The following is a 15,584-nucleotide window of genomic DNA, read 5'->3' on the forward strand; positions in this document are numbered from 1 at the left end:
CTCTCCTGCACAAGGAATGATTAGAATGGGAACCTATGTAGCCGCTGTGCCTTCGTCAAGATCGACAGCGCGGGACAGGGCATTTGTGATCAGATCGTCGGGCAGTTCCATCAGGGCGGCATCTCGCGTCCATAAGATTGCCGTGCGAATACGGTGGTTTGGAAAGACTTGCGCCAAGGCGGCGGCATAGGCACCCATTTGGCGCAAAATCCCGTCGGGGCAGGCGGCAGGGGTGGATGGCACTACGCGGTTGGTTTTGAAATCAATGGCCAAGACATCCGTATCCGACACCAGCAAGCGGTCAATCGACCCGTGAATGCGCCATTTGTTGATCTGGGCTGTAATCGGCACCTCTAGCAACGCATCGGGGGCAAAGACGTGGGCGATCTCTGGCTTGGTCATGACGCTCACGGCCTCTTGCAGGGCGCGGTTGGCGACGGTCGGATCATACCCGTCGCTGATGCTGCGCAGCTGATCATCCCAGATGTCAGTGGGCAAGGCGGGCATGGTCTCAAGCAGTTTATGGACAAGGGTGCCATAGGCTTTGGCCTCATCCTCGGTCATGCCGTCCTCTCCGGGCAGTGCTTTGGCACCGCCGAGGTCCGACGGGGATTTGGTTTCAAAGCGGTGTGGTATGTCCGTGACCTTGCTTGCGAAAACAGGCTCTAACGATGGGCGAATTGTGGCATCTGCTTTGTGATCCCGAATGGGCAGCCCGTCCCAATCGCCAGCCTGAAATCGCAGCTTACCGCTTTCTCCGACAGGGGTGGCACCGGCCTGACCCATGGCGGCACCGATCATTTGGTACCAACTGCTGTCATCCTTGGGCAGGTCACCGGCGGCGGCCACGATCAGCCATTTTTCCGCCCGCGTCATCGCCACATACAGCAGGCGCAAACGCTCATCACGTTCGCGATCCTTTCGGGCTTCCAATGCATCGCGCATGGCGCTTGGCATATCGGTATCAGACATCTTCCAGACGGGTGTATCGCCCATTTTGATAATCTCGTCGCGGATCACCAGATTGCGTTTGCCGGTATCGGGCAGGATCACGATCGGCGCCTCAAGCCCCTTGGCACCGTGCACCGTCATCACCCTGATCTGGTCCGACGCATTGTCGATCTGGCGCTTGATCTCAAGGTCGTCGGTCTGCATCCACACCAAAAACCCAGTTAGGCTAGGGATCGCGCCGCGCTCATAAGACAGCGCTTGGGCCAGCATCGCGTTAATGCCATCCTCAGCCTCTGGCCCCAACCGTGCGAGCAGCTTACGGCGACCTTCATGGCGGGTCAGAATACGCTCGATCAGGTCATAGGGCCGCAGAAAATCAACCTTATCGCGCAAATCCCGCAAGATTTCGACGGTTTCGGGGTAATCGGGATTGTCGCGCAACGCCTGCCACAGGTGGTCTTCGGTCCTGTAATGCGACAGCTTGAACAGCATCTGTTCGGACCATCCGAACAGGGGCGATTTCAGCGCCGTGGCCAGCGACAGGCTGTCTTCTGGCGTGGCAAGGAACGACAGCAGCGCCGCCAGATCCTTGACCGCTAGTTCTGCCCCAACCTTGAGGCGATCTGCACCTGCAATCGGCAAGCCCGCTGTCTTGCAGGCGCGAATAATCTCGGAAAACAGGGCGCTGCGCCGCTGAACCAAGATCAGGAAATCACCCGCCCGAATGCGCCGTCGCTCAAACCCGCCGGGCGCATCTGCATCAACGGGGATATAATGTTCGCCCTCGGTCAAGGTCTTGATCTGCGCGGCAATTTTATCGGCCAGAACCACGGTATGATGGTGATCTGATTGTTGATCGACGGGGTCGGACCATTCGCGATCATCCGGTTCTTCTGATTTTTCGACCAGGGGCCACAAATCAACGCGGCCGGGCAGGGCGGATTTGAACGCGATATGTTTGCTATCAGCGGCAAATCCGGCGCTGGCATGGGGGGCAAAGCTGGTATCGACCAATTGCAAAATCGCGGAGGACGACCGGAACGAATAATCCAGACTGCGCCGTTGGAAAACCTGCCCGGCATCGGTGATTTTGCCTTCGAACAGGGTTTGTTTGTGGTCAAATTCGCGCGGGTCGGCCCCTTGGAACGAATAAATAGACTGCTTTTTGTCACCCACCACGAACAGGGTGCGCGCGTCACCCTCGTTGGCACCATCGCCGCTGTAAAATTCATCCGTGAGCCGTTCAATCACGTCCCATTGGCGCGGGCTGGTGTCTTGTGCCTCGTCCACCAGAATATGGTCAATTCCGCCATCGATCCGGTACAGAACCCACGCGGCAACGGCGGGGTTGGTCAGCAAAGCGCGCGCTTTGAGGATCAGATCGTCAAAATCCAGCCAGCCGCGTTTTTGTTTTTCCAGCGCATAGCGTTTCAGGAACGCATGGGCGAATTGATGCAAAACGAATGTTCTTTGCGCCGCTTTCAGCGACAACCGCGCATTGCGGGCGCTTTCCACCCGCGCCATCAGATCATCAACCTGCGCCATGATATGCGACAACGCTTTTTGCGATGCCTTGGTGGGCACACTGCCAATTTTCGCGCTAAACGGCGACGCGGCAGACCCGCCGGTCAGAAACACTCCTTCGAGGACGGGCAGCGCAGTGAAGTCGAGCGCGCCAATCGACCGCAGCTTGTCGGCGTTTTTCTGATCTGTGACGCCTTTGTCTTTCATGACGCTGATCATCTCGTCGATGATGCTGCGTTCGGACCCCAGAAAAACCGAGGCCGCGATGGTGTCTTCGGTCAGGTCAGCGGGTTGATCGAACAGCGCCAGCGCATCACCCCATGTCAAAGGCACCTCGAACCCTTCGCGTTCGCCAACAATGGCGCGGGTCAGTTTGCTGAAATCCTCGCCAGTGTAATGCCGGGCAAGGGCGACCACATATTGCCCATCTTGGTCTTCGACCATTTTATCGACAATCTCGGCCCGCAGCAGATCGGCGGCGCGGTCTTCGATTTCGGTGAACTGCGGGCTTACCCCCGCCTCAAGCGGAAAACGCCGCAGCAAGGACGCGCAAAATGAATGGATCGTTTGAATCTTCAGCCCGCCGGGCGTTTCAATCGCGCGGGCAAACAACGTGCGCGCCATGCGCAGCTTTTCGGGGGTAAATGCGTCGGTGACACCCAGTTCAGCCAGTGACGCGCGCAGATCATTGTCCTTAAGCATCGCCCAAGCGCCCAGTCGTTTGAACAACCGGTTTTGCATCTCTGACGCGGCGGCCTTGGTATAGGTCAGGCACAAAATATGCTGTGGTTCGACCCCGTTCAGCAACAAACGCGCGACACGGTCGGTCAAAACCCGCGTTTTGCCGGACCCCGCATTCGCCCCCAACCAAGTGGACGCATCGGGGCGGGCGGCATCGATTTGCGCGCGGGTTGCATCATCGAAATGCGCGGTCATGTCAGATCCTCCGGCACGGGGTCATTCGTGCCATCCCATTCGCCAAAGCGGGCAAGCTGATCGTAGTCGCCTGCGAAATCGGTGGTTTTGACCATGCGGCGGGACGTGAACCCCTGATCGTCCGACAGATAGCTGGTCATTAGCGCGTGCAGCTTGGCCAGCACCTCGTGCGGCGGCTCTTCCTCGAGCGGGGCAGAAAGCTCGACCGGGTTGCTGCCCAGCCCGATATAGGCGGCATTGGCGACATGGGCGGGGCCGATCTGTTTGAAACCACCTTCCTCGACCATCGCGGCCTCAAGCAACAGTTGTTTATCAAAGGCTTTTTGCTCGGCCTTGCTGGGTGGTGCGCCGGTTTTGTAGTCATAGATCAGGATGTCGCCATCATCCGTGCGGTCGATCCGGTCGGCAAATCCGGTAAGGGTAAAGCCAAGATCGGCAAAGCTGTGGCTGCCCTTTGCGGCCTTTTCAAACGCGGCGGGGCTGGAATAGCTTTGGCGCTTGGTCTCGTTCTCGATGAACCAATCGGCGATGCGTTCGATTTTGGTCAGCCACATAACACGGGCAGCAGGCCAGGGGGCTTCGGCCTCAAGAACCTGCGCGGCAGTCTCTAACAAGTGGGATTTTGTCAGGTTTGCGGGGTTCGCGGACACCGATTTGATGAACCGTTCCATGATTTCATGCACGATGATGCCGCGTACAGGCGCGTCAGGCGATTGAACCAACGGATTGAGCGCGCGCAGTTTCAGGCTGTGTTTGGCATAAACCGCATATGGGTCGCGGATCAGGCGTTTGATTTCGGTCACCGACAGCGCATGTGGCCGCGCGGCCCGCGGCGGCCGGGGCGAGGGGCGTGTCGCGGGATCGACACGGGTGACCGTTTCCAAGGCGCGCGCCTGTTCAAGCCAATGATCACCACGTTTAATCATCGCATTCCACGCGGTTTTGCCGCCCTGATCGGGTAACCCGTTCAGCAGATTGCCAAGCCGGTTCAGCCAGCGCGACGGCACGGTTTCAGCCTCGTCCGACCGGATGGCGCGGGTCAGGCAGACCTCGGGCGCGGCGATGGATTGTTGATAGTCATGGGCAGACAGGCCAATGCGCCGTTCCGGCAACAGCAACCCGGCTTTTAGACGCATTTGACGGTTCAGCCACGGATCGGGCGGCGGTGCCTCGGGCCAAGTGCTGTCGTTCAGACCGCCCATAATGATCAACTCGGCGCCTTGAACGCGGGCCTCCATCGTGCCCCAGATCATCACATGGGGGTGGGGGGCGTCGCGTTCGCGGATTTCGCCGTTTTGCAGCAGGGCACTGACCAGATCGGCATAATCCGACGCAGACATGTCACCGCCATACTGCGCGTTTTCAGCCAGATCGGTCATGACTTTCTGTGCTTCTTCGCCCGCCGTTTGATGCCACAGCCAACTGTTTGATGTGGGGTTTGATCCGTCTGCGATGGCTTTTGCCTGACTTAGATGTTGTGCGACCCAAGCTTCGAGCGGCAGGTCGCCAGCAATCTCAAGATCGGTGAAATTCTCGCCGACCCAAGTGGCCCAAGCGTCCATCTGATCGGGCTGCTTTGACCGCGCCACGGATTTTCGCGCCAAGCGCAAGATACCTTCGGCATCGGGATAGGGCAGACCGTCGCGGCGCAATTGCAGCTCTAACCGTTGGGTGTTGAGCTGATGCAGGTTCCGATCGCCGCCGCTGTGGGTGAGCGGATGTTTGAGGATGGTTAAAAGCGCCTCTGAATCCAGCTTGCGCAGGAACAGATCGGCGATGTGGCGCAGGAAACGGCCGGGGGGCGACAGGTGCAGGGGCGATCCGGCGCTGTCATCGGGCAGGATATTCCAGCGGTCCAATGCCGACGTGACCTGTCGCGACAGCATCCGGTCCGGCGTGATTAACGCTGCGGTTTGGCCGTCTTCCACAGCTTGGCGCAGACGCATCGCAATGGCCAATGCCTCGGCCCGCGGCGTTGGGGCTTGGATCAGGGTTAACCCTTGGGTCGCGCGGTTAAGATCGGGCAGTTTCGGCCCTTCGGTCAGCCACACATGGGTCACCGGGGCAGGGCGCAATGACAATGATACCAATGCGTTACGTTCGGGCGACGGGGGTGGTTGATCCGTCCACGCGGCGACATTTCTGTGCGACATATCAAGCGCGCGCAACATGTCGCGGAACCGGTATTGCGGGTGGTCTTGCGACAGTTTTTCCTGATCCTCGCCCAGATCTGTCCAGACATTTCCGGGCATGTCAAAATCGAAACCGGGCAAGATGATCGCACCTTGGGGCAGTCGGGAAATGGCCTGCATCAACAGTGCTGATGTGCCCCGCGACCCGGTTGAACCGGCCACGATAATCGGATGCTGGGGCGGGTTTTTCGCCCAGCTTGCGATCAGCTGCGCCGCGACCTGACGTTGACGTGCGCGCGGATCAGGGCGGGTGACGCTTTCGCCCAGATAGCGGTGCGCGATGTCCAGAAATTGCTTGGCGCGTTCCCAATGGCCTGACTGATCGCTGACATCCAGATTGGTGATCGCCTCGACCGGAACCCCTTCGCCCTGCATTTCGTCGATCAAACCGGCCAGACTGTCGGACAGATCATAAAGCGACGCGCGCGGGGCCAGATCGGGCGCTTGATCCAGCAGTTTTGACACCAGCGTGATCAGCTCTAGCCGCCGTCGTAACGCGGGGCTGGGGCGGGGCAGGGCCACGCCGGAGGACAGAGTATCAAGGTTGTCAATCATATGGATGCGCGGCAGCAGGCTGGCCGGACCGGTATCAAAGAACCCGCGCAGCCGGCGCTGCATACGGCGGGTGTTTACCACCAGATCAATGCGCGCAATCGCTTGCGGGGGATGCCCCTTTAGTCGGTCAAGCAGACCTTTCAGTAGCTCTTGGGGGAAGTCCACGCCGGGGGCGAGGCCATAGACGCGCGGCGTGCCAGAGGGTTCAAACATCGGCATCCCTTAGCATGTTTTCCGCAAGGGTGATCCCCTCGGGGTGGCCCACGTCGCACCATTTTCCAGTATAGCGCACACCGTACATGCGGCCCATCGTTAGCATCTTGTCCCACAGCAGGTTCAGGGAAAATGCGTGGTCAGGAATAGTCTCTAACAAGTCGGTTTTGATGATTTGTACGCCGCCATAGATCACGCCGGGGCCACGGGTCAGCCGCCCGTCCTGATCCATAACAAAGTCGCCTGTGCCTGAATGACCGACGGCCTGCGCGGTGGGGATGCCGATCAGCAGCGCATCCATGATGTCGGGGTTCCACGCGTCTTGTAGTATCGCCAGCGGGTTCGGCCCGGCCCAGATCGCATCGGTGTTCATGGTGAAAACCGGCCCCTTGCCCAGCAACGGCAAGGCATTGCGCAACCCGCCGCCGGTTTCAAGGATATCTGGCGTTTCAACGATGGTTTGAACGTTGCGGCCCTTAAGGTGCGCCAGCAGCGGTTCGGGTTTGTAATGCAGGTTCGCGACAATGCGATCCGGCGCGATCCCGTTCGCCAGATCAAGCGCGTGATCAATCAGCGGCCGACCAGCGACCTTGACCATCGGTTTGGGCTGATCTTGGGTCAAATGTTTCATCCGCGTGCCAAAGCCCGCGGCGAACATCATCACGGATTTGGGTGTGTCGCGCATCGTGCTTTCAAATCCTCAAGGAAGTCGGGGCTGGGGTTGGGCAGGGTTTCTGCCAGAAATGCGGCCAGATCTGCCAGATCGGGGTGTTCAAGATTGCGCTGTAGATAGCCCCAGACGCGGGGGATGAAATCCACATAATGCGCCTTGCCGTCGCGCAGGCAAAGCCGTGCAAATATCCCCAAGATGCGCAGGTTTCGCTGGGCCCCTATGATGGCATAGGCGGTATGGAATGCCGCAATTTTTGTGCGGGTATTTGCACAGTAACGCGCGATCATCTCGGCCTCGATTTCAGGGGCTACGTCGCGGCGGGCGTCTTGGAGGATCGACACCAGATCATAGGCGGGATGGCCTAGCAGCGCGTCCTGAAAATCAAGCACACCAACACGTGCGATGCCCGTCCGTTCAGGGAGCCACAGCAGGTTTTCAGCATGGAAATCGCGCAGGATCACGACGCGGGGAACGGGGTCAAGCAGCTGCGCCAAGGGGCGGAAGAGCGTGTCAAAACGGGCAAAAGCCGCGCCATCGCCGGCGTACCAGTCAAAAACCAGATCGGTCATGGCAACCAGCCAGTTGGAATCGCAGATCGGCAGTTCCAACGGTTCGGTCTTGTGCAAGCTCACCAGCATGTCGGTGGCGGCTGCATAAAGCGGGCCGGTGATTTCCGGCTGATCGACCATCAGCCGCGCAAATAACGCGTCGCCCAGATCCTCGATCAGCAGAAACCCGTTGTCGGGGTCTTGGGCCAGAATGCGCGGGGCGCTGAGCCCGTTTTCGATCAAAAACTTGGCGATGTGGACAAAGGGGCGCACATCCTCCCCCTTGGCGGGCGGAGCATCCATGAAAATTGCGGTGCTGCCGTCCGGCGCGGTCAGGCGGTCATAGCGGCGGTTAGATGCGTCGCCGGCCAGCAGGGATTGCCGGGCATCGCCCCAACCCGCGGCTTTGATAAACTCTTGTGACGCGGTCTTGCGGTTGGTCATGTGCGCCAGCCTTTCAATTTGGCCACCCATTTATCGTCTTCCCAAGATGCGGTCAGAACCCGGCTGTCTTCGCCCGTGGTTTCAAGGGTGATTTCCAATGCGCCGTCTGGCTTCAACTCTCCAAGGCGATCGGGCCATTCGACCAAGCATATCGCATCCTGAAACGCATCGGACAGGCCCAGCTCCTCAATCTCGAATGTGGATGTCAGGCGGTATAAATCGGCGTGCCAAATCGCCCCCGCCGATGTGTCATAGGTTTGTACCAGCGTGAATGTCGGCGATGGCACGTCTTCGGGTGTGGTCAGCAGGGATTGGATCAAGGACCGCGCAAAATGGGTTTTGCCAGCCCCCACGTCGCCGGTTAACAAAATCGTATCGCCTGCCGTCAACGCGGCACCAAGGGCGCGCGCCGCTTGGCTTGTTTCTTCCGCGTTTTGCAGATCAAGGGAAAGGGTGTGGTCAGACATGTGCCCAAGCTACTTGGCCGGGCAGGTGCGCCGCAAGGCGAAAGGCGACGTTAAACGTTGCTCAGCATATCTTGGGGCGATCCTAGGCGGGCGCGGGCATCAGGCCGTTTGACGATGTGAAACCTGATAAGCGTCGCACCGGCAACGATGGGCGAAATCAGGCATGTCATATGGGTGCCGTCGGTCAGGTAGACCGGAATGCTCCAGCTTTTGCGATCCTCAAAACTGCGCACAAAGCTTTCAATCTCGGGCCACATTGGGTTTTCCGCGGCCTTGCGTTTCCAGTCCTGAATGGAATCGTGGATTGTCACATCGGCAAAGCTGGTTTCGGCGTCTACTTTCCAAAGTTTCTGATAGGCTTTGTTCGAGAATGTCAGAATGCCGGTGCCGGAAAATACCGCGATGCCGTCATCCAGCGTATCGAAAATGGATTGCCCCAGCTCAAGCTCGGCCCGGAAATGACGTGTCAGGCTGACCTCGGCAGTGATGTCTTCGATCAGCAGGGCCGTGGCCCCATCGGGGTGCGGGCGGCCCTTTACCCGAAAGGTCTGACCTGAATCCAGCGACCACGTGTCGTCATACCTGCCATCATTCGCCGCGTTTACCAGTTCGGAAATCGCTGTGCGCCAATTGGCATAGTTCTTTGGCTCGGGCATTTTGCGGGTTTCACGCAGGCGGTCAAAGAAGGTTTGCAGGGCGGGTCTGGTGCTTAAAAACTGGGCCGGGAGGCCGGTCAGATCGACCAGTGCCGGGTTGAACAACGCGAGCTGCCCGTTCCGGTTAAAGATCGCCAGCCCTATCGACAATTGTGCAAATGTCTTGGTCATGGTTTGCACGAAATTGCGCTGGGCCTCTTCGGCGTGGACAAGGTTGCTGATGCAGATGGCTTGGTAATTCAGCACGCCGTCAACCTCGCGATAGGTGACGTCGAACCATTCTTTCTTACCGGTGGATACGTCGCGCACGGAAACCCGCTGGCAGGTTGTTTCGTCTTCAGGCGGGAAAATCAGCTTATCCTCAATAGGAAGGGCCGGAAAAACGCGGGCGTGCAGGGCCTCGTAGGCCGGGTTCCACCAGATCAAGGCACCATCGTTCGAGACCTGCCAAACAGGTATGGTCAGGCTGGCGGTCAAGCCGTGCGACATGATCCGGCTTTCCAGCGCATCTGACGGTTGATCGTCTTCAAGGCTTAGAAACTGCACCCAGTTCAGCCCGTTGTCCCAACTGATGTTGATCTGTGTCGGCCCGTTCATGTCAATCGCATCAAGGGTCATACTGCCGGTGCCGTAAAGCTTGGGCTGCTTTGGAAATAACGTAAAGCGATCTACGATCTTTTCGCGCAGATCGGTCCATTCGTGAAAGCCAGCCTCGAGCGGGACCAGATTTTGGGTCGCTTCTGATGCGTGTTGCAGGACGCCCTGATCAAAAAGATAGACTTGATCTGTCGTGGCTTCCGCACGGCTGGGCGTGGGGTGTTGTTGAGGGGTATTCAGCCAGGCAAAGGCCATCGCACCGCAAACGGTGGCGGCGCAAAAGACTAAAAAGATATCAAAGAGCAGCATCAACCAACACTCCGGGCTTCTTAACGGAATGGTAGGTCCCCAGATATTAACTTTTCGTTAATCGCTTGAGTGGTGTCCGTAAGGTAAATGCACCCCTAGGTAGTGATCGGCATGTTTTTACCGGTGGGGATCGACGTCTCGCCATACACGGCATCAATCTTGCTGCGGGGCCAGACCAGTTCGACCACGGCGCCCAATTTGCGTTGGTCCGCCCGCGATGCGCTGTCTGATCCATTGGCAAAGTGTAGCTCTGCACCGGAGCGTTCCAGCAAGGTTTTCGCGATGAACAGCCCCAGGCCCATCCCTTCGTATTCGGGGCGCTGGGGCGCGCTGCCGTGCGACCGGCGTCTGCGCATCAACGGGTCGCCAATGCGGCCAAGCAGATGTGGGGGAAACCCCTTGCCGTCGTCAAAAATACGTATCGATATCTGCGTGTCGGTCCAGTTTGCCTCGACCCAGACGGTGCTATCGGCAAAATCGACAGCGTTTTGTATCAAATTGCGCAGGCCGTGGATGATCTCGGGTTTGCGCAGAATTGACGGCTGATGGGATGTTGATCCGCTGTCTTGGCCAAAGGAAAACTCGATGGTTTTACCGCGGGCGATATGGGGTTCAGCGGCCTCTTCTATAACCGCGCTTAGCGGGGCTTGCCGCAGGTGCAAATCGTCTTTGCCCGCGCGGCCCATGTCACGCAGAATATCGCGGCACCGGTCGGCCTGATTGCGGATCAACGCGGCATCGGCTGCCAGCTCTGGGTTGTCTTTCAATTCGTCCAGCAGTTCCGCGCTAACCAGTTTGATCGTGGCCAGCGGCGTGCCCAGCTCGTGTGCGGCTGCGGCCACGACACCACCCAGATCGGTCAGCTTTTGTTCACGGGCCAGTGCCATCTGCGTGGCAACCAAGGCGTCTGACATCGAATGGATTTCGGTCGTCACCCGCCGGGAATAGGCGGTCGAAAACAGGATCGAGATCACAAGCGCAATCCAATGGCCGAACACGAAAATGCCGGGCATCATCAACACGCCGCCGTTTTGGGTGTTCAACGGAAAGTGATAGACGCCCAACAGGCTGGCAAGGCCGATTGCGGTGCAGCACAAGATTACCGTCGATCTCAGGCTAAGCGTCGTGGCCGAGATCGTGACCGGCCCCAGCAGCAACAGGCAAAACGGATTGTGCAGGCCGCCCGTCAGGAACAGCAAAAACCCAAGCTGAAGCAGATCGAACAGAACCATCGACAGGTTCTCATACTCTGAAAGGCGCTTGTTTTCGGGGAAAACAAATATCGCGACCAGATTGCCGACCACCGAAACGCCGACGGCGAAATAGCACAGCCCCAGCTCAAGCTGGAGGCCGAACAGACGATCCGCTACGGTAATGGCGGTAAGCTGCCCCGCAATGGCGACCCACCGCAGCACAATCATGGTACGCAGCCTGATCCAATTCGCACGGGTGCGATCGCCCAACGGTTTGATTGTGGCCTGCGTCATTGGCGCACCTTTTCAAGTTAGCCCATTGCATTGATAGGTAAGAAGCGTAGGTCTGCCGTAATCAGTGATCAAGAGCGCCTTTTGGCGTAGGAGAATGGATATGAACAAAATACTGGCAATAGGTGCCGTCGTCGTAGCGGTTGGGTTTGTTGCGATTTCCTATGTAATGGGCCTGAATGGTGATGGCGATGACAAGTATGCGCAATGTAAAAATTCTGCCGTTGCCGGCGGTGATAATCTGGGCGGCCCGTTTGAGCTGGTGAATGCCGAAGGTCAAACCGTGACCGACGCGGATGTCATTACTGAACCCAGCTTACTCTACTTTGGTTACACTTTCTGCCCTGATGTTTGCCCCCTTGATGTTGCCCGCAACGCAAGCGCGGTTGATGTGCTTGCTGAACGCGGCATGTCGGTCACGCCGGTCTTTATCTCGATCGATCCGGCGCGGGACACCCCCGAAGTCGTGGGCGATTTTGCCGATAACATGCATCCCAAGATGATCGGCCTGACCGGGTCACCGGAACAGGTAAAAGCCGCAAGCGAGGCATATCGCACCTATTACAAGGCCCATGACGCCGAGGATGAATTCTATCTCGTGGATCACTCTACCTTTAGCTATCTGGTGATGCCCGGCGAAGGGTTTGTGGATTTCTTTAGGCGCGATGTCACGCCCGAGCAAATGGCTGACAAAATTGGTTGTTTCATCGATTATCAGTGAAAAGTTGACATAAATTGGGCGGCACTACATAGCTGCTTGGTAATGTGACGACGAAACCAATGATTGCGAGGCATGAAATGGCTGAGAATAACGCGCTTGATCTAGGTGAAGATCCGACATTGCTGTTGGTGGATGACGACGAACCGTTTCTGCGTCGTCTGGCCAAGGCGATGGAAAAGCGCGGGTTTTCCGTTGAAACTGCCGGCTCTGTCGCCGCTGGTCGGGCCATCGCAACCGCGCGTCCGCCAGCTTATGCCGTGATCGATCTGCGTCTGGAAGACGGCAACGGTCTCGACGTCGTCGAGGTGTTGCGCGCCAAGCGTCCTGATGCGCGTGTTGTCGTGCTGACCGGATATGGTGCGATTGCGACGGCTGTGGCTGCCGTAAAGATCGGCGCGACCGATTACCTGTCAAAACCTGCGGATGCGAATGATATCACCAATGCCCTGCTGGCGACGGGGGATGATCTGCCACCGCCCCCTGAAAATCCGATGAGCGCGGACCGCGTGAAATGGGAGCATATTCAGCGCGTATACGAGCTGTGCGACCGCAACGTGTCAGAAACCGCGCGGCGCCTGAACATGCACCGCCGCACATTGCAGCGTATTCTGGCCAAACGAAGCCCGCGCTAGGGTTTAGATGTCGTACCGCTTGCTGATCCTGTCCACGACCAAGCCCGATGCAAGCTCGACCCCTTCGTCATAGTGCCAGTCGCGAAAGCCGCGGCTTTGGTAATAGGTCAGCCCGCCGGTATTATCGGCGCGGATTGTTGCGTTGATCCAGACATAGCCCAACTGCCTTGCCGCGTCAGAGGTGGCGTTAAACAGCCCGGACCCGATGCCAAGGCCGGTGCGCCCGACCTGCACGAATGTCGCGATATCGCAGGCTTCGGCTGGCAACTTGGTATGGGGGCTGATCCATTGAAACCCGACGACCTTTTCATCGCTATCCAAGGCAACATGCCATGCGCTTTGGTCCGGGTTTGCTGCCATCCGTTCTTTTAGATCATCGCCGGTGACCGGCCGCGTCATCGCAGTGGTCCCGCCAATTTCGATAATCTCGTTCAGCAGTTGCGCCATACTTGCGGCGTCCAGCGCGCTGGCGCGTCTTACGTTGATCATGACATCTCCGCTAGCAGGGCCGCATGACGGGCCGTGAAATCATTGCGGGTTTCAACCGGGGGGCGCAGCACGATTGTCAGGTCTCGGGTAATGCTGGTATCGGGCTTGCCGAAAAACCGTGTGGCCTCGGCCTCTTCAAACCCGGCGATTTGGGTGGCTTCCATCCAGGCGCTGATCCTGTCGGCCTTTTTTATCTGCTGCTTGACCGTTTTGGGGATCGCTGCAGGCAGTCCAAACCGGATGTGGATCGCCGCCGTTAACCGTTCGTCCAATGCACCATACCCCGGCCCGACCGCCGATTTAACGGGTGAAATCATATCGCCGATCACATATTCCGGCGCGTCATGCAAAAGCGCCGCCAGCTTCCATTTCGTCGGTGCCTTTGGGTTCAGCCGCGCAAACAGTGTCTCCACCAACAGCGAATGTTCGGCAACGGAATAGGCGTAGTCGCCGTGGGTTTGGCCATTCCAACGGGCAACAAACGCCAGCCCATGGGCGATATCTTCAATCTCGATATCGACCGGGGTGGGGTCTAGCAGGTCCAGCCTGCGACCCGAAAGCATGCGTTGCCACGCGCGGGGCTGCTGCGCCATATCGGTTCTCCGTTTCTGTGTGTCTGTCCGTTCTTCCCACGAAGCCCGCGATCATGAAACCGTAAATACACGCGGCATCGGCGCAAAATAGCGGTGGTACGCCACCATTCCCATCAATCGTTGAGATTAAAGATTTAAAGTGCTACGCGCGTGGCAAATATCCGATCTTTTGAAAAGGGATGCCAAATGGCCAACGATTATATCGTTAAAGACATTAGCCTTGCCGCGTATGGCCGCAAGGAACTTGATATCGCCGAGACTGAAATGCCGGGCCTGATGGCGTTGCGTGCCGAATATGGTGAAAGCAAACCGCTGGCCGGTTCGCGCATCGTCGGGTCGCTGCACATGACGATCCAGACCGCTGTTCTGATCGAAACGCTGGTTGTGCTGGGTGCCGATGTGCGCTGGGCGTCCTGCAATATCTTTTCGACCCAAGACCACGCCGCCGCTGCAATTGCTGCGGGCGGTACACCTGTTTTCGCGATCAAAGGCCAGTCGCTGGAAGAGCATTGGGATTACCTGGATAAATCATTCCAGTTCCCCGAAGGCCCGAACCTGATTTTGGACGATGGCGGCGACGCGACGTTGTACATCTTGCTGGGTGCCCGCGCCGAAGCAGGCGAAGACGTGATCGCCGTGCCGACTTCCGAAGAAGAAGTCGCGATCAAAGCGCAGATTAAAAAGCGGATGGAAGCCTCCCCCGGTTGGTTCACCAAGATGCGCGACCAGATCAAAGGCGTGTCCGAAGAAACAACAACCGGCGTTCACCGCCTGTACGATCTGGTGAAACAGGGCCAGCTGCCCTTCCCCGCGATCAACGTAAACGATAGCGTGACCAAGTCGAAATTCGACAACAAATACGGCTGCAAGGAATCGCTGGTCGACGGTATTCGCCGCGCCACAGACACGATGATGGCCGGTAAGGTCGCCGTGGTTTGCGGCTATGGTGATGTTGGCAAAGGGTCGGCGGCATCGCTGGCCGGCGCTGGCGCACGGGTCAAAGTCACCGAAGCCGACCCCATTTGCGCGCTGCAGGCCGCAATGGATGGTTTCGAAGTCGTGCTGTTGGAAGACGTGCTGGCAACCGCTGACATCTTTATCACCACCACCGGCAACAAAGACGTGATCCGGATCGAGCATATGCGCGAGATGAAGGACATGGCGATCGTTGGCAACATCGGCCACTTCGACAATGAAATTCAGGTCGCCGCGCTGAAGAACCACAAATGGACGAACATCAAAGAACAGGTCGACATGATCGAGATGCCTTCGGGCAACCGCTTGATCCTGCTGTCCGAGGGTCGTTTGCTGAACCTTGGTAACGCCACCGGCCACCCGTCGTTTGTGATGTCCGCGTCCTTTACCAACCAAGTGTTGGCGCAGATCGAACTGTGGGAAAACACCGGCAAATACAAAAACGAAGTGTACATCCTGCCCAAGCATCTGGACGAGAAAGTCGCCCGCCTGCATCTGGATCGTATCGGCGTAAAGCTGACCCAGCTCAGCAGCGAGCAAGCGGCCTATATCGGCGTCAAACCCGAAGGTCCGTTCAAGCCGGAACACTACCGCTACTAACTTCGGGCCAACCCGCCCAAGATCG

General features: G+C 58.1%; 12 protein-coding genes. 3 read left to right on the top strand and 9 right to left on the bottom strand.

What is annotated here, in order from left to right:
* Positions 1 to 33 precede the first annotated feature (33 nt).
* The 7 genes from addA to WNY39_RS09270 all read right to left on the bottom strand — a co-directional run bounded on the left by addA (position 34) and on the right by WNY39_RS09270 (position 11,552).
* Positions 34 to 3,411: a double-strand break repair helicase AddA gene (gene addA / locus WNY39_RS09240; protein ID WP_342845257.1), complete on the bottom strand. Its 3,378-nt coding sequence runs from the start codon at positions 3,409 to 3,411 to the stop codon at positions 34 to 36.
* Positions 3,408 to 6,371 carry a double-strand break repair protein AddB gene (gene addB, locus WNY39_RS09245; RefSeq protein WP_342845258.1) on the bottom strand — a complete coding sequence of 988 codons (2,964 nt, stop codon included), beginning with the start codon at positions 6,369 to 6,371 and terminating at the stop codon, positions 3,408 to 3,410. The genes addA and addB overlap by 4 nt, the downstream gene beginning before the upstream one ends.
* Positions 6,364 to 7,056 carry a nucleotidyltransferase family protein gene (locus WNY39_RS09250; RefSeq protein ID WP_342845259.1) on the bottom strand — a complete coding sequence of 231 codons (693 nt, stop codon included), beginning with the start codon at positions 7,054 to 7,056 and terminating at the stop codon, positions 6,364 to 6,366. The genes addB and WNY39_RS09250 overlap by 8 nt, the downstream gene beginning before the upstream one ends.
* Positions 7,032 to 8,036 carry a phosphotransferase gene (locus WNY39_RS09255; protein WP_342845260.1) on the bottom strand — a complete coding sequence of 335 codons (1,005 nt, stop codon included), beginning with the start codon at positions 8,034 to 8,036 and terminating at the stop codon, positions 7,032 to 7,034. The genes WNY39_RS09250 and WNY39_RS09255 overlap by 25 nt, the downstream gene beginning before the upstream one ends.
* Positions 8,033 to 8,503, bottom strand: coding sequence for a tRNA (adenosine(37)-N6)-threonylcarbamoyltransferase complex ATPase subunit type 1 TsaE (gene tsaE / locus WNY39_RS09260; RefSeq protein WP_342845261.1), 471 nt, complete (start codon positions 8,501 to 8,503; stop codon positions 8,033 to 8,035). The genes WNY39_RS09255 and tsaE overlap by 4 nt, the downstream gene beginning before the upstream one ends.
* Before the next feature lie 50 nt (positions 8,504 to 8,553).
* Complete coding sequence (locus tag WNY39_RS09265; protein ID WP_342845262.1) at positions 8,554 to 10,065, bottom strand: PAS-domain containing protein; 1,512 nt, start codon at positions 10,063 to 10,065, stop codon at positions 8,554 to 8,556.
* 95 nt (positions 10,066 to 10,160) lie between these two features.
* Entirely contained in the window at positions 10,161 to 11,552 is a 1,392-nt protein-coding gene (locus tag WNY39_RS09270) for an ActS/PrrB/RegB family redox-sensitive histidine kinase (RefSeq protein WP_342845263.1), read from the bottom strand.
* Between the two features lie 100 nt (positions 11,553 to 11,652).
* Between WNY39_RS09270 and WNY39_RS09275 the strand changes: the two genes are divergently transcribed.
* Entirely contained in the window at positions 11,653 to 12,270 is a 618-nt protein-coding gene (locus WNY39_RS09275; protein ID WP_342845264.1) for an SCO family protein, read from the top strand.
* A 77-nt stretch (positions 12,271 to 12,347) separates the two neighbouring features.
* On the top strand, positions 12,348 to 12,902 hold the full coding sequence (locus WNY39_RS09280; RefSeq protein ID WP_341232826.1) for an ActR/PrrA/RegA family redox response regulator transcription factor: 555 nt from the start codon (positions 12,348 to 12,350) through the stop codon (positions 12,900 to 12,902).
* Positions 12,903 to 12,905: 3 nt separating this feature from the next.
* Here the strand turns inward: WNY39_RS09280 and WNY39_RS09285 are convergent, their stop codons facing one another.
* Together WNY39_RS09285 and WNY39_RS09290 are read right to left on the bottom strand one after the other, a co-directional pair.
* Positions 12,906 to 13,391: a GNAT family N-acetyltransferase gene (locus WNY39_RS09285; protein WP_342845265.1), complete on the bottom strand. Its 486-nt coding sequence runs from the start codon at positions 13,389 to 13,391 to the stop codon at positions 12,906 to 12,908.
* Positions 13,388 to 13,984 carry an HD family hydrolase gene (locus WNY39_RS09290; protein ID WP_342845266.1) on the bottom strand — a complete coding sequence of 199 codons (597 nt, stop codon included), beginning with the start codon at positions 13,982 to 13,984 and terminating at the stop codon, positions 13,388 to 13,390. Before WNY39_RS09290 ends, WNY39_RS09285 begins: the two co-directional genes overlap by 4 nt.
* Before the next feature lie 186 nt (positions 13,985 to 14,170).
* On the opposite strand from WNY39_RS09290, the gene ahcY reads away from it, so the two are divergent.
* Entirely contained in the window at positions 14,171 to 15,559 is a 1,389-nt protein-coding gene (gene ahcY, locus WNY39_RS09295) for an adenosylhomocysteinase (RefSeq protein WP_341232829.1), read from the top strand.
* Positions 15,560 to 15,584: the final 25 nt, after the last annotated feature.

It is taken from the genome of Sulfitobacter sp. AS59 (assembly GCF_038899995.1).
Taxonomy (GTDB): Bacteria; Pseudomonadota; Alphaproteobacteria; order Rhodobacterales; family Rhodobacteraceae; genus Sulfitobacter.